The organism is Autumnicola aciditolerans (assembly GCF_041679265.1).
GTDB lineage: Bacteria > Bacteroidota > Bacteroidia > Flavobacteriales > Flavobacteriaceae > Autumnicola.
In genome coordinates this window covers 130,195-151,478 of record NZ_JBGFSM010000008.1, presented here as the reverse complement: position 1 = coordinate 151,478, position 21,284 = coordinate 130,195, and the positions used below count along the sequence as shown (strand labels likewise).

The window sequence follows — 21,284 nt, the reverse complement described above, 5'->3', positions numbered from 1 at the left end:
AAAATACAAACAAATGTTTATCCCGCCTAATAGGGCAGTTTAGAATCTCATGCTTTTCACTACTTTTTCATTTTTCTTCCGGGAACTAAAAAGAAATCCGAAGCCAAATAACGAATACATGAAAATATTGGAATAACTAAGGACGGAGGCATATACTTCTATAAAATATAAATTGCCCTCATTAAAATAGGCATTGTAAATATTGAGCGGCATATAAGCCAGATGCCAGACCAATGCCCCCAGTGAAATGTAAAAAACGGCATTTTTTGAGAAGTAAAGTATTTTGTCACTGGTTAGCATATCATAAAAATACGCGCCTATACATATTAGTAGCAAAAATGTTCCTACAAAGGAGTTTATCACTATATAATCCGTAAAGAAAACTTCAGAAGCAAAACATTGATAAATGCCAAATATCACGTATAAAACCAGAGAGACTTTAAGTATTTTTTTTGTTGTCGGATTTTTTAACTGAAAGATAAAAAGTTGACAATAAGCTAAAAAAGAAATAATTTTTAAAATATTGAACAACCAGGTATTACGGGCAAAAACAGAATCTTTTAAAGAAGGCAAAGTTTCGTAATTATCAAGATAGGCCCAAATCGCATAGGTGCCAGATAAATCTACAATAAAAACCAGCCACAGGTAATAGACAAACCACCGCAGTTCCCTGGATGTGCAGGAATTTTTTATAAGGTAATAACTGCCGCAGGCAGCAGCTATTATTTCACACAAAAAGGTATAATAGAAATTGTGGGCAATAATATAATCAAGTAAATCTTTCATCCGCCGTAGGGTTCTGGCGGCCATTTGCCGGTTACTTCGTTACACGGCTCTATATCTTCATTTTCTTCGTAACCGCCGTCTTGGGTTTCAATTTCTTTTGTGGCAGAAAAGAACAAGGTTGTTAAACCCGGTTTTTTTTCAGTTTTCGCATAAGCTCCCAACCAGATACTAATTCCGGGATTTTGTATACCCTGTTCAGCAGATTTTTGCCTTACATAATCAAGATACTCCTGTAGTTCATCAAGATTAAATTGAAACTCGCAGGTATCTTTATGTTTTTCTCCGTTGGTAATTACTTCGCTTCTTGTTTTCCTCCATCTTTCCTGAAGCTCCTTAGCTGCTTGCACGCTAATCCTTTGTAATGGTTTTGCCACCTACCGTTTTTATTTTAATAATGCTTAAAATTTTGTTAACGTAAAACTAGCTTTTTCTTTAAAAACATCAAACCTAAATATCAAATAAGGGGATTTTTCCCCTTGTAGGGAGAATATTCCCAAAGTACTTTTACATAGTCATTTTAGTTAGCTAAAGTGTTTTGGGGAAAAAAGGTGTCGCAGAAGCACGAAATAATGTTGAGTAGGGTCTTTATTATTTCTATTGCTGAAGCGGCACTTTTTATTTATCTGTCTTCTTTATAATGTAATATTTTAAAGCTGAACCTTTCCCCCATCACCTTCTGAGCAATAGTATTCATCCCATTTTCGCTTAGCTGAAGTATTCGCGGATATCCCCCGGTGGTTTGAGCGTCTTTCATAAGAACAATCATTTTTCCTGAAGGGGTAAGCTGGACTGTTCCCGGCAGTACCGGGCCGGTAATAATAGCATCCAGTTCGTTTACCAGCGGTTCCAGCAGCTGTATGGCCATACGGTTATTGTCCTTACTAATGCCATATTCGGTTTTTTCTAAAAGCAATTTCTGCGCATCAGTTAAGGCATCATACTCCGGTCCCGGGTAAACTTCAATATGGTTTGCAGTAATATATCCTGAAAAGGGCTTTACCCCGGCAAAGGTTTCTGCCTTTTCTGTATCATTAACCTCAAATTTCAGCCTCATTCCTTTTTCAAGTTTACTGAAACTGCTTATCCCGTTATACCAGCTCCTGCTTTCAAATATTTTTTCAGTTTTAAACCCTCCCTGTACAGCTAAATAAGCACGGCAGCCCGATTTTCTTCTTCCAAAAGATAAGGTCTCCCCACTATTGATTTTTACTACTGTGTTTTGCGCTACAGTTTTCCCACCTACAACTGGCGATAAGTCTGCACCCGAAATGGCAATTTTGGCAGCCTGAGTAAATTTTAGCTTGGGGCCCATCTGGGTAATTTCAAGAACAGCATCTTTAGCTTTATTTCTTAAGACGAGGTTTGCTGTTTTAGCGGCATAAATATCCATTGCTCCCCCTTGCGGAATTCCATATTTCTGAAATCCTGCTCTTCCAAGGTCCTGGATTGAGGAATATAACCCCGGCTGTAAAACTTCAATTTCACCCATCATATTTTTCCGATTTTAATTTGAAATTTCCATTACTTATATCTTCGGAAATCTGCTCAAATTCCTCTTCAGAAACAGGATAAAATTTCACTTTATCCCCGGCAGAAATTTCACACGGCGGAAGCTTGTTTTTATCAAAGAATGGCACCGGGCAATTACCAATAATCTGCCAGCCGCCTGGGCTGGATTGCGGATAGATTCCCGTTTGTTTTTCACCTATGCCAACCGCACCTTTTTCTATGGCCAGTCTCGGTTCATTTTTCCGCGGAATATAGAGTTCTTCAGGTAGGCCGCCAAGGTACAAAAAGCCGGGTAAAAAACCGATGAAGTAGACCGTAAAAATGGTATTGGAATGCAACCGAATGATCTCCTGTGTTTCCATCTTTTTCTCTTCGGAAATCAATTGGAGATCCAGGCCAAATTTTTTACTGTAACATACGGGTAGTTGATAAAGCCTGGCCTTAGAATATCTGGAAACTGCATCCTCCTGAAACAGGGTTTTAATTGTTAATATTTCACCATAGAGGTCTTCTATAGATGAAATGTACTTAATTAATAACGAGTTATATGTGTTAATTACTTCAAGTTTTACTTCATGATAAAGAAGCGAGATTTTATCTTTATAAAAAAGTACTTTCTCCAGCACTTCCTGGCTTATTTCCGGCTCAAATTCTACCAGAACTGCCCGCTCTCCCATTGGGGAAATTTTAGGAAATTTACCGTTCATAACTTTGCGATTTTAATATTATTTTCCTGCAATTTTAGATCTAAAAACTTAAGGATTTCAACTGAATTTTTAGTGTCGCTATGAAGACAAAAAGTGTCGGCTTTTATATAGATTTCCTCATCATTTATGGCCTTTATTTTTCCTTCAGAATACATGCTAAAAATATGCCTGAAAACCGCTTCCTTTTCATGCAAAACAGCTTCAGGATTTGCACGTGAAACAAGTTGCAGATCCTGCGTATAATTTCTGTCTGCGAAAGCTTCAAAAACCACTTTAAATTTCCCTTTTGCAAGCCGGGATATCACAGATCCAAATGGTGCGTAAAGCGAAAAATCACCTTCAATATCGCTTAGAGAATCCAGGACCAGCTGAGCAATTTTTTCCTCTTTTGCCGCATCGTTATAAAGCGAGCCATGAGGTTTTACATGCGTTAGCTTTACCCCTCTTTCTCCGGCTATTTTTTGCAGCAGTTTCACCTGGCTCTTGATGGACGCTTTAAGATCTTCAGCAGATATCTCCAGGGATTTGCGTCCAAAATTTTCTCTATCGGGATAAGAAGGATGTGCCCCTACTTCTACATTATTGGCAATGGCAAGCGCTATGGTTCTTCTAATGCTCTCCTCGTCCCCAGCATGCCCACCACAGGCAATGTTACAGGCAGAGAGGAAAGGCATTAGTTGGGCATCAAAGGCTGCACCTTCTCCAAGGTCGCAGTTAATATGGATTTTCTTCATTTTCTAAAAATTTGAGATCACCACATAAATCGATTTTAAGCCCAGGAAGAATGCAATGCCAATAATAATTACTGCAATACTGTTTTGCAGCCTATTATTGCGATACCTCCCAAGCACCGATTTTTGGTTTACCACCCAAAATAAGAAAATTGCAATGACAGGCAGTAATATTCCGTTGGCAATTTGCGCGAAACGGATAATCTGGATAGGCTTTAGACCTAAAGAAGAGAATAGCACACCCAGCAAAAGGACCAGCGCCCAGACTGCTTTAAACTTAAAGGAATTCATTCCGGCAGACCACCCAAGGCAGCCTTTAACCACGTAAGCTGCTGCAAGTGGCGCGGTGATGGAAGAAGTTATGCCCGCTGCCAGCAGTCCAATGGCCATAAAAAACGTTGCCGTTTTGCCAAATAAGGGTTCCAGGCCTGCCGCCATATCTGCTGCTGAAGAAACCTGATTAAGATTTGAAGATGCACCGCAAATGACTATAGCCATAGAAACCAGCCCACCAAGAATTATGGAAATAATGAGTTCTTTACGGGCAACAGGCAGATCACGTGCATTTTTCCATTTTTCACTCACCAGGGAGGCATGTAAAAAAAGATTATAAGGAACTACGGTAGTACCAATAAGAGCGATTACAGTTAATAATTCAGCAGAATTTGCGGAGGGAATAAGGCCATGCATGATTTTTGACAAATCTGGTTTGGTAATGGCCGCTGTAATGAGAAAAGAAAAGCTCATCAAAACTACTAAAGCGATAAAGATCCTTTCCAGAATTTTATAATTTCCAATAGCCAGCATCGTAAAAGCAGCCGCTCCAACAATAAGGCTCCAGAAGTTTAATTGTAATCCACCAACGGCAAAATTGCCGCTTCCAAAAAAAGCTTCCATTCCCAGTACTGCACCGGTAATATTTCCTGCCTCGTAAGCCGCATTTCCCACTGCTATGGCAGCGAAGATAAGCACCAGGGAAAGAAGCCTAAGCCCGGGATGTTTAATCTCGTCCCTTATACAGTCGCTTAAGCCTTTTTGAGAGATTAAACCCACTCTTGCCGCCATTTCCTGAAGTACAATACAGGAAATAACAGAGAGCAACAGGGCCCAGAGCAAACCATATTGAAAATTTACACCAGCCAGCGTACAAACAGTAACCGTACCCGGGCCTATAAAAGCCGCAGAGACTAATACACCCGGACCCAGCTGGTTTAAAAATTTTCTCACTCCCCCGCTTTGCTTTGTTTTAAAGCATAAATGGCAAAGCTGCCCAGCCAGTGACCTCCTTCGTAACTATCTTCCATAAGATTAGGGAAAGAATAGGCCACGTGCTCATTGGCAAGAGTTTCAAGATGTTTAAAATCATCAGGATATTTATTGGCCAGGTGATAAAACACCCATGCCCTGCTAAAGTTAAGGCCATCCAAATGCACGAGTTTTCCATCAGTACGATCGGAAACCTCACCTACTTCCATGGCAAAATCTTCACTTTTAAGCTCCGGCATAAAATCTTCTATCCAAAGATTAAAGGCATTCTTGGGCAGTACTTTTTGCATGATATCCACCTCTTCAAGGCAGGGAGAGAGAAAATCGAATCCTCCAGGCTCCCAGCTAACCGGGCAATTATCATCCTTTAAATAGAAATCTTTGGCGCGTTTGGAAATAAGTTCCATTAAACCCCTATTATCCACCGCTTCAGCATAATCATAGGCGAAACTTAATGCAAAGGCTGTATTCTCGTGTTCGCCAACACGAATAGGGTAATTTAATTTTGGGAGAAATTCTGTAAACCGGTTTACCACTAAATCTGTAAGTGGCTGAAGGTTTTGCGTTAACTCTTTTGCCAGAGGATCGTCCCAGGTTTTCAATTCTTCAGCTAATTTAAGAAGCCAAGCCCAGCCATAAGTTCGCTCATAGGAATCACTTTGCGGCCTTTTAAAATATTCCACTTCAGCATTAATATTTTCAGCAGAAAGGGATTTTTTAAGCGTCTCCCTTATTTGCTCTTTATTTTCGAGATCCGGAAACTGTTTCAAAAGGCTTACAAGGGACCAGTGCGCATGAACTGAGGAATGCCAGTCAAAACAACCATAAAAGGCAGGATGTAATTCTTTAGGTTCTCCAATAGCTTCGGCATTTTCGAGGGTTTGCCCCAGCTTATTGGGATACTCGGTGGCTATACAGTTTAAAGGAAGTTGGGCAAGTTTATTAGCTTCTTCCACAGTAAATTCAACTTTCTCCTCCCCTGTGATGGAAGATGGGATAATATTTTCATCAATTATACTGTCTGTTTCAGGTACTGAGGATTTTTCCATATCTGTAGATTGATCCCCTTTACATCCAATAATGGCCAGGGAAATAAGCAGTATCAGAATTCTTTTCATTGTTTAAGGTCTTGTTGCCCGTAAATATAACAGTTCTACTTTTAAGTTTTAAGAATTTGATGAATTCTTACCATTTACCCCAACCAGCCCTCACGGTCCAGGCTGCGATATTGAATGGCCTCGCTTATGTGTATATCTTTAATATCATCTGAAGCTTCCAAATCTGCTATTGTTCGTGAAACCTTTAAGATACGGTCGTAGGCCCTTGCTGAGAGATTAAGGCGTTCCATTGCGGTTTTGAGCAGTTGTTTGGAAGAATCTCCCAATCCACAAAATTCCCGTATATGCTTTACGTTCATCTGCGCATTATAGTGTACATTCTCAAAATCTTTAAAACGCTCTGTCTGTTTTTTTCTTGCATGGGTTACCCGTTCTCTGATCACCCTGCTGCTTTCCCCTTTTCTCTCTTCGGTTAACTTTTCAAAGGGTACGGGTGTAACTTCTATATGAATATCTATACGGTCCAGTAAGGGGCCACTAATCCTGCTCATGTACCGTTGCATTTCTGCGGGAGAGGAAGTAGCTGGCCCTCCGGGATCGTTAAAAAATCCGCTGGGGCTGGGATTCATACTGGCCACCAGCATAAAACTGGAAGGATAGGTAACGGTAAATTTAGCTCTTGAAATAGTGACTTCCCGATCTTCCAGGGGCTGCCGCATTACCTCCAGCACACTTCTTTTAAATTCCGGTAATTCGTCCAGAAAAAGAACCCCGTTATGAGAAAGGGAAATTTCTCCCGGCTGGGGATAAGCCCCACCTCCTACCAATGCAACATCTGAAATGGTATGGTGCGGACTCCTAAACGGCCTCTGGGACATTAAACCCACGTTTTCTTTAACCCGGCCAACGACACTATGTATTTTTGTGGTTTCCAGTGCTTCATGTAAAGTCATGGGCGGTAAAATACTGGGTAATCGCTTGGCCAGCATAGTTTTACCCGCGCCGGGAGGACCAATTAGTATAATATTATGTCCCCCGGCCGCAGCAATCTCCATACAACGCTTAATGGATTCCTGTCCTTTTACATCTGCAAAATCATGATCTGGATTATCCAGATTTTTATAGAATTCTTCCCTGGTATTAATAAGAGTAGGTTCTAACGGGGCACCTTCATTAAAAAATTGGATTACCTCAAGTAAATTTTTAACACCATAAACTTCAAGCCCCTTAACTATAGCGGCTTCTTTAGCATTTTGGACGGGCAGGATAAATCCTTTAAACCCTTCTTCTTTTGCTTTAATTGCAATAGGGAGTGCACCTCTTATAGGCTGAAGGCTACCATCAAGAGAAAGCTCCCCCATTATAATGTAATCTGCTATTTTTTCAGCTTTAATTTGCTCTGAAGCAGCAAGAATACCCAGAGCGAAGGTAAGATCGTAGGCAGAGCCTTCTTTGCGAAGATCTGCCGGAGCCATATTTACAATAATTTTCTTTCCAGGAAATTTAAAGGTGTTATTCTGTAAAGCAGCAGCAATCCTGAAACTGCTTTCTTTTACCGCATTGTCTGGTAAACCTACCAGATGATAACCTATTCCTGTGGCAACATTAACCTCAACGGTTATAGTTGTGGCCTCTACTCCAAAAACGGCACTACCGTAGACTTTTACCAGCATTTAATAAAATTGAATCTTTTAAAAGTAATAAAAAATTTATGTTGAAGGGAGATATTTTTTCTTCTCCTGAAAATAATTCAACAAAAAAGCCGGCTTCAACATGAAACCGGCTTCTATAATTCCTCAGATAATTTTTTAATCCTGAGTAGTTTTATTGAAAAAATTGGTCCTGTAATGTTCTATTAATCCATCGATGGGACGACGAACTATATTTCCTATTTCCAGTCCGTATGGTTGTAATACTGCCCTAATGATGTCTTCACTAAAATAGGCTATGCTCCCAATAAAGTGGATTGGTACACTTTGCGCCTGTTTGTAACAGAGTACGCGGGTTTGCACAAAATCATGTATACCTTCGTAAACCAGTTTATAAAAGTAACCGTTCCTTTCGTTTGTAAAGATGAATTCTGCAAAAGAAGCAAGATAAGTATTAGGATTTTCCCTTCTGTAAAGGTTCTTTTTAATGTCATCTGAATCCAGGTTAAATTTCTCTTCAAATTTTGCCACCAGTTCCGGAGGCATCCTTTTATAATAATAATCCCGGATAAGTCTTTTTCCGAAGTAATTCCCGCTGGCCTCGTCCATAAGAATATAGCCCAGCGAAGGTATGGTTTGGTGAATCTCCTTTCCATCAAAATAACTGCTATTGGAACCCGTTCCCAGGATACATACTACTCCCGGATTGGTTCCGGTAGCATAGACCGCGGCTACAGTATCTTCCCTTACCAGTACTTCATCTGCATTAGTGAAAAAATTCCCAATGATATCCTGAAGCAATTTACGTGGTGTTTCTGTTCCGCAACCCGCACCAAAAAAATGAACTTTTTCTATCTGGTCTTTGACAGACCGGAGTTCAGGATTTTCCTCTATACGTTGTTCCAGTACCATTTCTGGGAATACCGCAGGATTTAATCCCTTTGTACGGGTTTTAAACACCTGTTCTCCCTGATGATCCAAAAGAATCCAGTCACATTTGGTAGATCCCCCGTCGGTAATTAAAATCATAACTTTTTATTTGAGATAATAAGAGATAAAAAAAGCCTGAAAATCACGTTCCTGTACATAAATTACAGCTAAACGTATTTTCAGGCCTAGTGAGTAATTATAGTGAAGCAACGTGAGCAGCTAAATCAATCAATTTTGCGGAGTACCCATACTCATTATCATACCATGCAATTAATTTAAAGAAATTGTCATTAAGGGCAATACCGGCTTCAGCATCAAAATTACAGGTGTGTGGATTGGAAACATAATCCTGGGAAACCACAGCTTCTTCCGTATAGGAGATCACTCCTTTAAAGTCTCCTTCCGCAGCCTTTTTAAATGCTGCTTTAATATCATCATAAGAAACAGATTTTTCTGTTCTTACGGTAAGATCCACTACAGAAACATCTGTGGTAGGTACCCGGAAAGCCATACCTGTTAGTTTGCCTTTTAATTCTGGAATCACTTTTGTTACTGCTACCGCAGCACCGGTGGAGCTAGGAATAATATTAGCCATAGCACTTCTTCCTAACCTGTAGTTCTTTTTAGAAGGGGAATCTACAGTAAATTGTGTAGATGTACTGGCATGAACAGTGGTCATTAAGCCTTCAACAATACCAAATTCATCTTCCATAATTTTAGCTAAGGGTGCAAGACAGTTGGTGGTACAGGAAGCTCCTGAAATCACTTTATCTTCTGCTTTAACTTCCTTATGATTAACTCCCATTACAAACATTGGAGCATCTTTTGACGGAGCAGAGATCACTACTTTTTTCGCTCCCGCTTTAAGGTGCGCCTCAGCTTTATCTTTTAAGGTGAAGATACCGGTACATTCCAAAATAACTTCAGCTCCGGCTTCATCCCACTTCAAATCCTCAGGATTGCGCTCTGCAGTTACACGAATGGTTTTACCGTTTACCACAAGATTTCCATCTTTTACAGAAACATCTCCTTTAAATTTCCCATGCACCGAATCATGAGTTAACAAATAAGCTAAATGTTCCACTTCCAGCAAATCATTAATTGCCACAACTTCAACATCATTCTTTTCAGCCGCTATTCTAAATGCTATTCGCCCGATCCGGCCAAAACCGTTAATTCCAATTTTTGTACTCATTTTTCTATTTTTAAAATTTAAACCGAAGTGATGTCTGCCACCCTTCTTAATTCTTTATCTATTTTTGAATCTCCTTTTATAGCATCTTCCAGTGGAATTCTAACCACTTTTTGATGATGGAATCCTATCATAACTTTGGTGCGGCCATCCAGTAAGGCTTCTACCGCCCCAACTCCCAGCTTACTGGCAAGAACACGGTCAAAACAGCTTGGTGAGCCGCCTCTCTGAATATGGCCAAGTACCGAAACCCGTATATCATAATCTGCATCCTGCTCGTGAATAAAATCGGCCAGTTCAAAAATATTCTTGCCGCTTTTTTCTCCTTCAGCCACTACGATTATGCTAGATGTTTTTCCGGATTTCTTGCTTTTATGCAGCGATTCCAGTAACCTTTCTACCCCTGCGCTTTCTTCCGGAATCAATATTTCTTCAGCTCCCGCGCCAATCCCGCTATTTAAGGCAATATCTCCGGCATCGCGGCCCATGACCTCCACCAGAAATAGCCTATTATGAGAACTAGCGGTGTCCCTTATTTTATCTATGGCCTCCACTACTGTATTTAGTGCGGTATCATATCCCAGGGTATAATCCGTGCCATTAATATCATTATCTATGGTTGCTGGAATTCCTACAATAGGAAAACGAAATTCATCAAAAAAATGAACTCCTCCGGTAAAAGTTCCATCGCCCCCAATAACAATAAGGGCATCTACTCCTGCCTTTTCCAGCTGCTCCCGTGCTTTGGCACGGCCTTCTTTGGTTTTAAATTCTTCTGACCGGGTAGATTTGAGAAAGGTTCCTCCTTTATTTATTATATTTCTTACAGACCTGGCATTTAGCTCTTCCAGGTCTCCTTCTATAAGTCCCTGGTAGCCACGGTAAACTCCCTTACAATTTAGATTGTAATATGAGCAGGCCCTTACCACTGCCCGTATTGCTGCGTTCATTCCCGGAGCATCACCTCCTGAAGTTAATACTCCTATTGTGTTGATTTTCTTTGACATTAAGCCAAAGCTATTTTAATTATTCAATATAACCTAATTTAATAAAAAACTAAATCGTTTTCGGTTAATAACTAACAAATTTGAACAATTTTAACCATAGCTTTTTAAAGTTTTATGATTTTTAGTTCTGAATTATCAGGAATTCGCAGAAAAAGTTAATTCACCCACTCCTTCTATTATTTCAGAAAATTTAGATAAAACCAGCCTATCTCCGGAATTAAACGGCCGGAAAATCCATTACAAATCTTCTGTGAACTTCCGTAAGATCATTAAAGGTAAAGTGGGCTACTGAAAGTAACCCCCTATTCCCCACTCCAATACTCCACATGCCTGCGAGGTTTGCTGCCTTTATGCCTGCTAAGGAATCTTCAAAAACCATACAGGAAGAAGGTTTACAATTCAATTTTTTTGCTGCTAAAAGGAATATTTCCGGATCTGGTTTACCGTTTTTAACATCATTTCCATCCACTACCGCTTTAAACTTTGAGAATAAACCTAATTTCTTCAATATTATAGCACCACTCTTACTCGCAGATCCCAGCGCAAAGGGAATCTCTTCTTCTTCAAGCAACCCTAACAATTCCAAAACTCCTGGAAAAATCACAGATTGATCCATACTTTCAATATAAGTAAGGTAGTATTGGTTTTTGACTTTTATATACTCCCGGAAGTCTTCATCTGAAAGTTTTACATTGCCCCAGGATAGGATTTTATGGAAGCAATCTTCCCTGCTAATACCTTTTAATTCCTCATTTTGTTCTTCTGAAAAATCAATTCCAAGAGCATTGGCTGTTTTCCTCCATGCCAGGAATTGTAAGCCTGTGGTATCCACCAGTACTCCATCCAGATCAAAAATTACTCCTCTGCGATGCTCCATCATTAGGTACTTCCTTTATTCTCCTTAATATATTTAATATATTTCTGCAAAAATGTTCGATTGGCCGCCAAGTTATTAATTATAGATGATACTTGTAATTTTTTATGGATACCAGAAAAAAAGTTCCTATATTGGTTTTTTAAATTGAAATGTTCAGGAAATAAAGATATTGATCTACTTTTCTAAAAGATATTACCCTACCTCCAATGAAAATGGGGCAATGAATTTGAGGAGTTATCTCTTTTAATTTAACAACAGAATAAAGTTTTTATTTTGAATTTTCATAGGTGTTAATTCAAAGCAGGCTGATTGAAATTTCAATCAGCCTCTTTTTTATTTTCTGAAATTCTGCTACACTTCTTTAGTTTTTTCTACTTCCTTATTTATTTTAATTATTTGTCAACTTTTTGTTGTTAATAAATTTTTATTGTGCTGAAAATAAGCTTATTAACAACTTTTTCTTGATAACTTTAAAAAGAAATATTTGAGAACATATTAATTTCTTACCTACATTTACATTCGTCTTTTACCAGAATTACTAATCCCAAAAATCTAAAAATGTATGCCAGTACAAGCAAAATCAACGGCTCCTAAAACCTATTCCCAGGAAGAGGCATTTAAAGCTTCTGTAAAATACTTTAAAGGAGATGACCTTGCCGCCCGCGTCTGGGTCAATAAATATGCTCTTAAAGATTCTTTTGGCAATATTTATGAACTTACTCCCAACGATATGCACAGGCGAATCGCTAAAGAAATTGCGAGAATCGAGCAGCGTTATCCCAATCCTATGACCGAAGATGAAGTTTTTGAGCTCATTAAGGACTTTAAATACATTGTGCCTCAGGGGAGCCCAATGGCCGGTATTGGCAATCCTTACCAAATCGCCTCCCTGTCCAACTGTTTTGTAATTGGAAATGAAGGCGACTCAGACTCGTACGGAGGTATCATGAAGATAGATCAGGAACAGGTGCAATTGATGAAACGCCGTGGCGGGGTGGGCCACGACCTCTCCCATATTCGCCCCAAAGGTTCCCCGGTAAAAAATTCTGCTTTAACCTCTACGGGAATTGTCCCGTTTATGGAGCGCTATTCCAACTCTACCCGCGAAGTCGCCCAGGATGGACGAAGAGGAGCTTTAATGCTTTCCGTCTCCATTAATCATCCCGATGCTGAAGATTTTATTGATGCTAAAATGGAGCAGGGAAAAGTGACCGGTGCCAACGTATCGGTAAGGATTGATGACGAATTTATGAAAGCCGTCAAAAATAACAGCTCCTACACCCAGAAGTATCCAATTCACAGCGAAAATCCCGTAAATGTAAAAGATATTGAAGCTGAAAAGCTTTGGAAAAAGATTGTTCATAACGCATGGCAATCGGCTGAACCTGGAATTTTATTCTGGGATACAGTAATTAACGAATCGGTGCCGGATTGTTATGCAGATCTTGGGTACAAGACTGTTTCTACTAACCCATGTGGCGAGATTCCGCTTTGTCCTTACGATTCCTGCCGCCTGCTGGCCATTAATTTGTTCTCTTATGTAGAAGAACCTTTTACTGAAAATGCCTCTTTTAACTACGAGCTTTTCAGTAAACATATTGAAGCCGCCCAAAGAATTATGGATGACATTATTGACCTGGAGCTGGAAAAGATAGATGGTATCCTGGCTAAAATTGATGCCGATCCCGAGAACCTTGATATAAAAGGGGTGGAGAGAAATCTTTGGCTAAACATTAGGAATAAAGCTCAGGAAGGCCGCAGAACAGGAATAGGGATTACTGCAGAAGGCGATATGCTTGCTGGCCTTGGCCTTAAATACGGCAGTAAAGAAGGAGTTGATTTTTCTGTAGATATTCATAAAAAACTGGCGCTGGCGGCTTACCGGGCTTCTGTAGACACTGCCAAAGAACGAGGCGCTTTCAGCATTTTTGATTCCGACAGGGAAAAAGAAAATCCCTTTATACAGCGGCTTAAAGAGGCTGATGAAAAACTGTATTATGATATGCTGGAGTACGGGAGGCGGAATATTGCTCTTTTAACCATTGCTCCCACCGGAACTACCAGCCTAATGACGCAAACTTCTTCTGGTATTGAGCCGGTTTTTCTTCCGGTCTATAAGAGAAGAAGAAAAGTAAATCCTAATGATAAGGATGTACGCGTAGATTTTGTGGATGAAGTGGGAGATTCCTGGGAAGAATATGTGGTTTTCCATCATCGTTTTAAACAATGGATGAAGGCAAAAGGCCACGATACTACAAAAAATTATTCCCAGGAAGAGCTAGACAAACTGGTAAAAAACTCTCCTTATTATCAGGCAACTTCTAATGATGTAGACTGGCTAAGCAAAGTAAAAATGCAGGGTGCCGTTCAAAAATGGGTAGATCATTCAATAAGTGTCACTATAAATTTACCTAATGACGCTACTGAAGAGTTAGTGGGTCGCTTATATCTTCAAGCATGGCAGGCAGGATGTAAAGGAGTTACGGTGTACCGCGATGGATCCCGCTCCGGGGTGTTAATTTCTAATGAGGAAAAGAAAGAAGAAGAGCAGGAAGAAGGCACTTCCGTTTTTCCTACAAAACGGCCCCAGGTTTTAAAAGCCGACGTAGTGCGTTTCCAGAATAATAAGGATAAATGGATAGCTTTTATAGGGCTTATTGATGACCGCCCCTACGAAATCTTTACCGGTTTTGCGGATGATGAAGACGGAATCCTGATCCCTCGCTGGGTGAACGAAGGGCTTATTATCAAAAACAGGAACGAAGATGGTACGTCCAGGTATGATTTTCAGTATCAAAATAAAAGAGGATATAAAACCACTATTGAAGGGCTTTCGCATAAATTTAACCCGGAATTTTGGAACTACGCGAAATTGATTTCCAGTACGCTCAGGCACGGCATGTCTATAGAAAAAGTAGTAGACCTTATCGCCAGCCTTCAACTTGATACCGAGTCTATCAATACCTGGAAAAACGGGGTGGCAAGGGCTCTTAAACGCTATATTGCCGATGGTACTGTTGCCAGGAAAGAAAAATGTAATAATTGTAATTCCACCAGTTTAATTTATCAGGAAGGTTGCCTTACCTGTAAAGACTGTGGGTCTTCCAAATGCGGATAATTTTAATTTTAAGTGTTAATCAAAAAAAGAGGCTGCTTTGGAAGGGCAGCCTCTTTTTTGTTTAAGGAATTAGAATTTATTCATACTAATTATTAAATGCTTCCCTTAATTCTGAAGCTACCAAATTTTGAGCTTCCTCTGCCTGTGGTACCACAGCTGCCATTCCAAAGAATTCATGCGTTACCCCGGTAAAAAGTTCATAAGTTGTTTGCACACCTGCCCTCTGTAGTTCCTGCGCCAGTTGTCTACCTTCGCTCTGCAGCGGGTCAATCTCGGCACTTATCACTGTGGTTGATGGTAAACCGCTCAAATCTGCTTCCACAAGAGAAATTAACGGGTTATCACCTTCTGAAGGAGAATTAAGATATTTATCAAAGAACCACATCATTAAAGGCCTGTTTAACGGTACCGCATTTTGATACTCTAAATAAGAGGCTGTACTAAAATTATCATTTGCAATAGGATAAATAAGCGTCTGATGAACAGGAAGTTGCACTCCGTTGTTCCTGGCCATTAAACTCACCCCTGCAGCAAGGTTACCGCCTGCACTTTCACCTACCACTGCAACATTATCGCTATCTCCATTAAAGGATTCAGCATTATCCAAAGTCCACAAGTAAGCCTCGTAAGCATCATTATTGGCAGTTGGAAACTTATATTCCGGCGCCTGCCTGTATGCCACCGCCACCACTATAGCATCTGCCTTATTTGCCAGGGCACGGATAGAAGCATCATAAGTATCAATTCCTGCAATTACCCAGCCACCACCGTGAAAATAAACAATAACAGGATATGAATCCCTGCCGGAATCGGGTGTATAGATCCTGCCATGAATCTGTCCTCCTTCAACCGGAATAGAAACACCTGTGGTATCTACATTTGTATTTTGAGCAGGGATGTTATGTTCTTCCATAACATCCATTAATGCAGTTGCAAAACTTGGCTGCTGCCGGGCTTCTTCTGCTGTTAGCGTATAAAGAGGTGGCACATTGTAACTGAGCAATTGCTCAATAACAACCAACATAGGATCTGTTATGGTTGGTCCCCAATCTGGAGCGGGTCCTTCGGGCTCAAATTCCAGGCCCAGGCCGCTGCCTTCCTGCAGTAAGGCCGGAGTATCACCGGCTAAGCATTCTCCCTGCTGAAAATGATAATAATCGGTATTTTCTGCATCACTATATAATTCCATGACATCCTCATCACTAAATACTCCGCTCCTAATGATTTCTCCTTCGGTCTCTCCACTATTAAAGTCGATCAGAGAAATTTCCGCATAATATAAATCTTCACCCGCTGTATTGGGCAGGGTTATACATAATGGTTCAGCATAAACATCACCATAGTTATTTGTTCCCACCACGTTTATATAGGGGTTGTTTTCGTCAAATAATGGAGTTCCCATTGGAGCATCAGGATCTCCACTATAGGTCCACACATCTAATCGAAAATTAGCGGGATAGTGGCGACCATTTTCAGCACAATAATTACCGAAAACACAAAAGTTTATTACTTGTGTGCTCTCAATATCAAAAAACAGATATCCATATTGATTTACAAGGCGATTATCGTAACAAATAACTTCCACATTCACATATTTTTTAACGCCATTCCCAAGATTTATTGAAATTGGTAAAGGTTCATCTACATAATCCTGGAAGCTTACGGGGCCATATTCATCATTTTCCCGGGGTGCAATCCATAATACCTCATAATCTTCTGTTAATACCCCAAAATATTCGAGGGTGTAAATTCCTTCAGGTAACTCAAGCTCCATAGAATAATCTGTGAACCAGGCATCTTCCTCTTCATCATAAAGAACAGGAATTTCAATAAAATTGTCTTCATCACCATCTTCACCGGCTACCCAGTTGCCATCGGAATCCTGCAATGCTACCTGCACATATGCGGGTTCCCCATTAATACAATCCGGAACATCATCAAGATGATTTTTAAAAGTGCTTTGTTTATCCAACATTTGGTTTAAAGCGGTACTAAATGATAATCTGGCAAAGTTCTCACTGGTTTTTTCATTTCCATCTTCTTTACTACACGAAGAGAAAAGAAGAGCCACAAAGGCAAATGCCAGAAAATTGTAATTAATCTTTTTCATAAATATTTATTTAGGTGAAACATAGAATATTCGACCAAAGTGAAATGATTGAAAATGAAGGGGAGAAATGGCTTTAGGAATATTGCAGATAATTTATCCTGCAACACTGCATAAAGGAGGAGCCTAAATTTAACATAAGAAAAACGAATGGTCTATAGGGGAAATCACCTGTTTTTAGATAAAAACCAGAACATTGAAAAAAGATAGATTATTAACCTTCTATTGTTATTTCTACGGAGATATAATTGGGGTAAAAACAATGTTTAAGGCAGAAAATGTAAAAAAATGGATTGAAAATGAACTACCACTCGGCAGGAATTCGAATTATAGGGAGGGCAACTTTTAAAATTTCATCATAAGAATTATAAAGTATAGCCTACTGCAGGATTTAACATTATACATCACAAATCATCACCCCTTCTTTAAGCGCAGCGATTTTATCATTATATGTGGGCACAAATTCTTGCGCTATAAACCCATTAAAACCTGTTCCCAGAATGGCTTTAACAATGGCAGGATAATTTAATTCCTGGGAATCATTTATTTCGTGCCGGCCCGGCACCCCGCCGGTATGATAATGATTAATATATTGATGATTATCTGTAATGGTCCTTATCACATCTCCTTCCATAATCTGCATGTGATAAATATCATAAAGCAGCTTAAAATTGTCCATCCCCATCTTTTCGCAAAGTTCCGCCCCCCATTTGGTGTGGTCACATTGATAATCGGGATGGTTCACCTTACTGTTCAGCAGTTCCATCACCAGGTTTACATTTTTATCGCTGGCGTATTTTAACAAAGGAGTAAGGCCAACAGCACAATTTTCCAAACCTTCGGCTTTGCTCAGCTGCCTTTTATTTCCTGAAAAACATATCACGTTCTTAATCCCATGCTCCGAAGCTTTATCAATTAGAGGTTTATAAGCCGACTGTAATTTTTTATGATTATCGGGATTATTAAAGCCATGTTCAATATTGGCAAAATCATCTGTAGCCATGGAGCATTCCAGGCCATATTTTTCAACAGTATCCCATTCTGAAGGTTTTAAAAGATCGATTCCCTTTAAGCCCAGTTCTGCCGAATCCCTCGCAAACTGTTCCAAAGGAATATCATTATAACACCAGCGGCAGGCAGAATGATTTACATTCCCTTTTAATTTTTCTAAATTTTCACTTTCTGTATCCTGTGCAGAGGCAAAGGAAAAACCTCCAAGACTCAATGCTCCAGATCCAAGGGCGAGATTCTTAATTGCCTGTCTTCGGTTTAATTTATTTTTCATGGAATTCTTAATTATGATGCAAAAGGTGGTAAAGTTAGCTCTGCCTATGCAATTTCAAAGTTATAGCCGGATTTCAACAATTTTTGATAATTTTCGTGATCGAATTTGTATAAAAACGCACCTCTTTTAGAACCAGCTTTATCCTTCTCATCCAGCTTAATCAAAACATTTAGTGAAAGTAGTTTTTTCCGGAAATTACGGGAATCCAGTTCCCGCCGGTAAATTGCTTCATAAAGTTGCTGTAATTGCGGAATGGTGAATTTCTCAGGCAAAAGTTCAAATCCAATTGGCTGGTACCTGGCTTTTTGTTTTAAACGCTCCAAAGCATCTGCCACCATCTGGTTATGATCTAAAACCAAATCTGGCACTTCATTTATATCAAACCAGTGGGCACCATGCTTTTCAACCAGTTCCTCATCATAATCATTTATACGTATCAATGCATATTGGGCTATAGACAAACACCTGAAACCCGGATCCCTGTTGGCTTTACCATAAGCCTTCAGTTGTTCCATAAACACATTTTCCAGGCCGGTAATCTCTTTAAGCACCCTTTTTGCTGCTTCAGAAACATCTTCCTCTAATCTTATAAAACTTCCAATAAGGGACCACTCCCCTTTTAAAGGTTCCACTCTCCGTCGAAAAAGCAGCAATTTAATCCTGCCGCCTTCAAAACCAAAAATAATACAGTCTGCTGCCGCGTAGAATTTATCCTTAATCCTGTAAAGATCTGCTATAGTTTCTGTCATTTATTAAAATTAATCCTGATATCTTCTAAAGATATAGAAATATTTCAAAATTAGAATGAGCGTATTTTTTACATTTATTATATTTGAAATTAATAATCCATCCTGAAAAAAATTACATGACCCTTTCCAAAAAACTTAAAGATTTTCAGGCCGAAGTAAAAGTCTCTTCTCCCGGCCGGATTAACCTTATTGGCGAACATACAGATTATAATAATGGTTTTGTGATGCCCACTGCTATTGACAAAAAGATATTTTTTGATTTCAAAAAGAACGAATCTCCCGAAAACTGCAGGATTTATAGCAAAACATTTGATAGCTACTATGAATTCTCACTGAATGAAATTTCTAAACAGGAAGATTCCTGGAAAAATTATCTACTGGGCGTCATTGATGAAATTCAAAAACTGGATAAAAAACTGCAGGGTTTTGACTGTATTATTAAAAGCGAACTGCCCATTGGTGCGGGAATTAGTTCTTCTGCTGCACTTGAATGTGGTTTTGCTGCCGGTTTAAATAAGCTGTTTGATTTGAATTTGTCCAAACAGGAGATTGTGGAGCTTTCACAAAGGGCTGAAAATAATTTTGTGGGCTCGAACTGCGGGATTATGGACCAGTTTGCTTCTGTTATGAGCAAAAAGGAGCATATTATCCTGCTGGATTGTAAAACCCTGGAAACAGAATTTATTCCTGCCGACTTTAAAAATTGCAAACTATTACTGCTGAACACCAATGTTTCCCACAGCCTTGCCGATAGCGAGTACAACACCCGCCGGGCGGAATGTGAGGATGCCGTGGAGAAAATCCGGCAGAAATATGCTGAAGTTTCTTCCCTTAGGGAAGTAAGTTTTGAGATGCTGCAAGAGTTTAAAAAAGAGCTTTCTGAAAAAACTTATCAACGTTGCCTGTATGTTCTAAATGAAAATGAAAGAGTTCAAAAAGCTTCCGAAGCAATGAAAAAAGGGGAACTGAAAAAGTTTGGGGAGTTGATGTACCAATCTCACCGGGGCCTTCAGCATCATTATGAAGTAAGTTGCCCGGAACTTGATTTTATGGTGGATTTTTCTGAAGACAAAGATTTTATTTATGGCTCCCGTATGATGGGCGGCGGCTTTGGCGGCTGTACCATCAATTTAATTGAAGCAGATAAAATTGAGGATTATATTAAGGAAATTTCTGAAGCTTACTTTAAGAAATTTGACATTAAAATGGATATGATCTCCGTTTCTCCAGGTGAAGGAACGGTAATAGATTAATTCTGAAAAAATACTGAAAATGAGCAACAAACTAAATAATATTCCGCATAGAAGATATAATATACTTACAGGCGAATGGATTCTGGTCTCGCCACACCGCACCAAAAGGCCATGGCAGGGAAAGACCGAGAAAAATTTTCCGGAAGCCAGGCCTCCATATAATGCATCCTGTTATCTCTGCCCCGGTAACACCCGTGCCAGTGGGGAAACCAATCCCCAGTACACCGAGCCTTATTCTTTTGTAAACGATTTTTCGGCTTTACTTCCTGATACTCCTCGAGAAGAGCTAAGGAACGGCTTATTAAAAGCTGAAGCTGAAAAAGGGATCTGCAAAGTGGTCTGCTTTTCGCCAAATCACTCGCTCACGCTGCCACTTATGGAGCGCGGGGAGATCGCTAAAGTGGTGAAAATGTGGAAAAAAGAATTCCGGGAACTGGGCAGCAGGGACAACATTAATTATGTGCAGATTTTTGAAAATAAGGGTGAAGCCATGGGCTGCAGCAATCCCCATCCACATGGGCAAATTTGGTCCCAGTCTTCTATCCCTACTGAAATTAAAAAGAAGTCACATCATTTTAAAGAATATTGGCAGAAAAATAAGCGAAGCATTCTTAGCGATTATTTAACACAGGAACTGGAAATAAACAAGCGCATTCTATCTGAAAATGAGTATTTTGTAACGTTGGTTCCTTATTGGGCAGTATGGCCTTATGAAGCCATGATTATTCCAAGGGAACAGCACCAGAACATAAATGAGCTGAGCAAAGATGAAGAAGAAGCTTTTGCCGATAGTATTAAAAGGCTAACCGTGATGTATGATAATCTTTTTGAGACTTCTTTCCCCTATTCTTCGGGAATCCATCAGGCCCCTACAGATGGTACAGATTATCCTGAATGGCATTTTCACATGTCTTTTTACCCGCCTTTATTACGATCGGCTACAGTGAAAAAATTTATGGTAGGCTACGAGATGTTTGCAGGACCCCAAAGGGATATTACTGCAGAGATGGCTGCGGAAACCCTAAAGCAACTTCCGGGGCAACATTACTTAAAACAATAA

The 21,284-nt window shown here is 39.7% G+C and carries 19 protein-coding genes; 4 read left to right on the top strand and 15 right to left on the bottom strand.

Annotated elements, in window-relative coordinates:
* Positions 1–39 precede the first annotated feature (39 nt).
* The 12 genes from AB8M93_RS10610 to pgmB all read right to left on the bottom strand — a co-directional run bounded on the left by AB8M93_RS10610 (position 40) and on the right by pgmB (position 11,715).
* Positions 40–786 carry a hypothetical protein gene (locus AB8M93_RS10610; protein ID WP_373057558.1) on the bottom strand — a complete coding sequence of 249 codons (747 nt, stop codon included), beginning with the start codon at positions 784–786 and terminating at the stop codon, positions 40–42.
* Positions 783–1,160: a hypothetical protein gene (locus AB8M93_RS10605; RefSeq protein ID WP_373057557.1), complete on the bottom strand. Its 378-nt coding sequence runs from the start codon at positions 1,158–1,160 to the stop codon at positions 783–785. Before AB8M93_RS10605 ends, AB8M93_RS10610 begins: the two co-directional genes overlap by 4 nt.
* 245 nt (positions 1,161–1,405) lie before the next feature.
* Positions 1,406–2,278, bottom strand: coding sequence for a 5-oxoprolinase subunit C family protein (locus tag AB8M93_RS10600; RefSeq protein WP_373057556.1), 873 nt, complete (start codon positions 2,276–2,278; stop codon positions 1,406–1,408).
* A complete protein-coding gene (gene pxpB, locus AB8M93_RS10595) occupies positions 2,268–3,002 on the bottom strand; it encodes a 5-oxoprolinase subunit PxpB (RefSeq protein WP_373057555.1) in 735 nt (244 codons plus the stop codon). Before pxpB ends, AB8M93_RS10600 begins: the two co-directional genes overlap by 11 nt.
* Entirely contained in the window at positions 2,999–3,736 is a 738-nt protein-coding gene (pxpA, locus tag AB8M93_RS10590; protein ID WP_373057554.1) for a 5-oxoprolinase subunit PxpA, read from the bottom strand. The genes pxpB and pxpA overlap by 4 nt, the downstream gene beginning before the upstream one ends.
* Positions 3,737–3,739: 3 nt before the next feature.
* Positions 3,740–4,960 carry an Nramp family divalent metal transporter gene (locus AB8M93_RS10585; protein ID WP_373057553.1) on the bottom strand — a complete coding sequence of 407 codons (1,221 nt, stop codon included), beginning with the start codon at positions 4,958–4,960 and terminating at the stop codon, positions 3,740–3,742.
* A complete protein-coding gene (locus AB8M93_RS10580; protein ID WP_373057552.1) occupies positions 4,957–6,117 on the bottom strand; it encodes a DUF2891 domain-containing protein in 1,161 nt (386 codons plus the stop codon). Before AB8M93_RS10580 ends, AB8M93_RS10585 begins: the two co-directional genes overlap by 4 nt.
* A 74-nt stretch (positions 6,118–6,191) precedes the next feature.
* Positions 6,192–7,730: a YifB family Mg chelatase-like AAA ATPase gene (locus AB8M93_RS10575; protein ID WP_373057551.1), complete on the bottom strand. Its 1,539-nt coding sequence runs from the start codon at positions 7,728–7,730 to the stop codon at positions 6,192–6,194.
* A 135-nt stretch (positions 7,731–7,865) separates the two neighbouring features.
* A complete protein-coding gene (locus tag AB8M93_RS10570) occupies positions 7,866–8,735 on the bottom strand; it encodes an N-acetylglucosamine kinase (RefSeq protein WP_373057550.1) in 870 nt (289 codons plus the stop codon).
* A 97-nt stretch (positions 8,736–8,832) separates the two neighbouring features.
* The gene (gene gap, locus AB8M93_RS10565) at positions 8,833–9,831 is read right to left on the bottom strand and encodes a type I glyceraldehyde-3-phosphate dehydrogenase (protein ID WP_373057549.1); all 999 of its coding nucleotides are present in this window, start codon (positions 9,829–9,831) and stop codon (positions 8,833–8,835) included.
* Positions 9,832–9,848: 17 nt separating this feature from the next.
* Positions 9,849–10,835, bottom strand: coding sequence for a 6-phosphofructokinase (gene pfkA / locus AB8M93_RS10560; RefSeq protein WP_373057548.1), 987 nt, complete (start codon positions 10,833–10,835; stop codon positions 9,849–9,851).
* A gap of 217 nt (positions 10,836–11,052) precedes the next feature.
* The gene (gene pgmB, locus AB8M93_RS10555; RefSeq protein WP_373057547.1) at positions 11,053–11,715 is read right to left on the bottom strand and encodes a beta-phosphoglucomutase; all 663 of its coding nucleotides are present in this window, start codon (positions 11,713–11,715) and stop codon (positions 11,053–11,055) included.
* Between the two features lie 559 nt (positions 11,716–12,274).
* Here pgmB and AB8M93_RS10550 point away from each other — a divergent pair.
* Entirely contained in the window at positions 12,275–14,830 is a 2,556-nt protein-coding gene (locus AB8M93_RS10550; protein WP_373057546.1) for an adenosylcobalamin-dependent ribonucleoside-diphosphate reductase, read from the top strand.
* Between the two features lie 85 nt (positions 14,831–14,915).
* On the opposite strand, the gene AB8M93_RS10545 is transcribed toward AB8M93_RS10550, so the two are convergent.
* On the bottom strand, positions 14,916–16,940 hold the full coding sequence (locus AB8M93_RS10545; RefSeq protein ID WP_373057545.1) for an alpha/beta hydrolase: 2,025 nt from the start codon (positions 16,938–16,940) through the stop codon (positions 14,916–14,918).
* Positions 16,941–17,133: 193 nt separating this feature from the next.
* On the opposite strand from AB8M93_RS10545, the gene AB8M93_RS10540 reads away from it, so the two are divergent.
* Positions 17,134–17,286 carry a hypothetical protein gene (locus AB8M93_RS10540; protein ID WP_373057544.1) on the top strand — a complete coding sequence of 51 codons (153 nt, stop codon included), beginning with the start codon at positions 17,134–17,136 and terminating at the stop codon, positions 17,284–17,286.
* Positions 17,287–17,334: 48 nt separating this feature from the next.
* Here AB8M93_RS10540 and AB8M93_RS10535 read toward each other — a convergent pair whose 3' ends face one another.
* Positions 17,335–18,222, bottom strand: a complete 888-nt coding sequence (locus AB8M93_RS10535) for a hydroxypyruvate isomerase family protein (protein ID WP_373057543.1) — start codon at positions 18,220–18,222, stop codon at positions 17,335–17,337.
* Positions 18,223–18,266: 44 nt separating this feature from the next.
* Positions 18,267–18,971 carry an NUDIX hydrolase gene (locus tag AB8M93_RS10530; RefSeq protein WP_373057542.1) on the bottom strand — a complete coding sequence of 235 codons (705 nt, stop codon included), beginning with the start codon at positions 18,969–18,971 and terminating at the stop codon, positions 18,267–18,269.
* A gap of 83 nt (positions 18,972–19,054) precedes the next feature.
* On the opposite strand from AB8M93_RS10530, the gene galK reads away from it, so the two are divergent.
* On the top strand, positions 19,055–20,224 hold the full coding sequence (gene galK / locus AB8M93_RS10525) for a galactokinase (RefSeq protein ID WP_373057541.1): 1,170 nt from the start codon (positions 19,055–19,057) through the stop codon (positions 20,222–20,224).
* A gap of 19 nt (positions 20,225–20,243) precedes the next feature.
* On the top strand, positions 20,244–21,284 hold the full coding sequence (locus AB8M93_RS10520) for a UDP-glucose--hexose-1-phosphate uridylyltransferase (protein WP_373057540.1): 1,041 nt from the start codon (positions 20,244–20,246) through the stop codon (positions 21,282–21,284).

Coding starts and splice junctions, on each gene's coding strand:
- AB8M93_RS10575 (WP_373057551.1), bottom strand. CDS start 7,730: ATGCTGGTAAAAGTCTACGGTAGTGCCGTTTTTGGAGTAGAGGCCACA.
- AB8M93_RS10580 (WP_373057552.1), bottom strand. CDS start 6,117: ATGAAAAGAATTCTGATACTGCTTATTTCCCTGGCCATTATTGGATGT.
- AB8M93_RS10550 (WP_373057546.1), top strand. CDS start 12,275: ATGCCAGTACAAGCAAAATCAACGGCTCCTAAAACCTATTCCCAGGAA.
- pxpA (WP_373057554.1), bottom strand. CDS start 3,736: ATGAAGAAAATCCATATTAACTGCGACCTTGGAGAAGGTGCAGCCTTT.
- pgmB (WP_373057547.1), bottom strand. CDS start 11,715: ATGATGGAGCATCGCAGAGGAGTAATTTTTGATCTGGATGGAGTACTG.
- AB8M93_RS10520 (WP_373057540.1), top strand. CDS start 20,244: ATGAGCAACAAACTAAATAATATTCCGCATAGAAGATATAATATACTT.
- AB8M93_RS10545 (WP_373057545.1), bottom strand. CDS start 16,940: ATGAAAAAGATTAATTACAATTTTCTGGCATTTGCCTTTGTGGCTCTT.
- AB8M93_RS10610 (WP_373057558.1), bottom strand. CDS start 786: ATGAAAGATTTACTTGATTATATTATTGCCCACAATTTCTATTATACC.
- pfkA (WP_373057548.1), bottom strand. CDS start 10,835: ATGTCAAAGAAAATCAACACAATAGGAGTATTAACTTCAGGAGGTGAT.
- AB8M93_RS10570 (WP_373057550.1), bottom strand. CDS start 8,735: ATGATTTTAATTACCGACGGGGGATCTACCAAATGTGACTGGATTCTT.
- AB8M93_RS10530 (WP_373057542.1), bottom strand. CDS start 18,971: ATGACAGAAACTATAGCAGATCTTTACAGGATTAAGGATAAATTCTAC.
- AB8M93_RS10600 (WP_373057556.1), bottom strand. CDS start 2,278: ATGATGGGTGAAATTGAAGTTTTACAGCCGGGGTTATATTCCTCAATC.
- pxpB (WP_373057555.1), bottom strand. CDS start 3,002: ATGAACGGTAAATTTCCTAAAATTTCCCCAATGGGAGAGCGGGCAGTT.
- gap (WP_373057549.1), bottom strand. CDS start 9,831: ATGAGTACAAAAATTGGAATTAACGGTTTTGGCCGGATCGGGCGAATA.
- AB8M93_RS10535 (WP_373057543.1), bottom strand. CDS start 18,222: ATGAAAAATAAATTAAACCGAAGACAGGCAATTAAGAATCTCGCCCTT.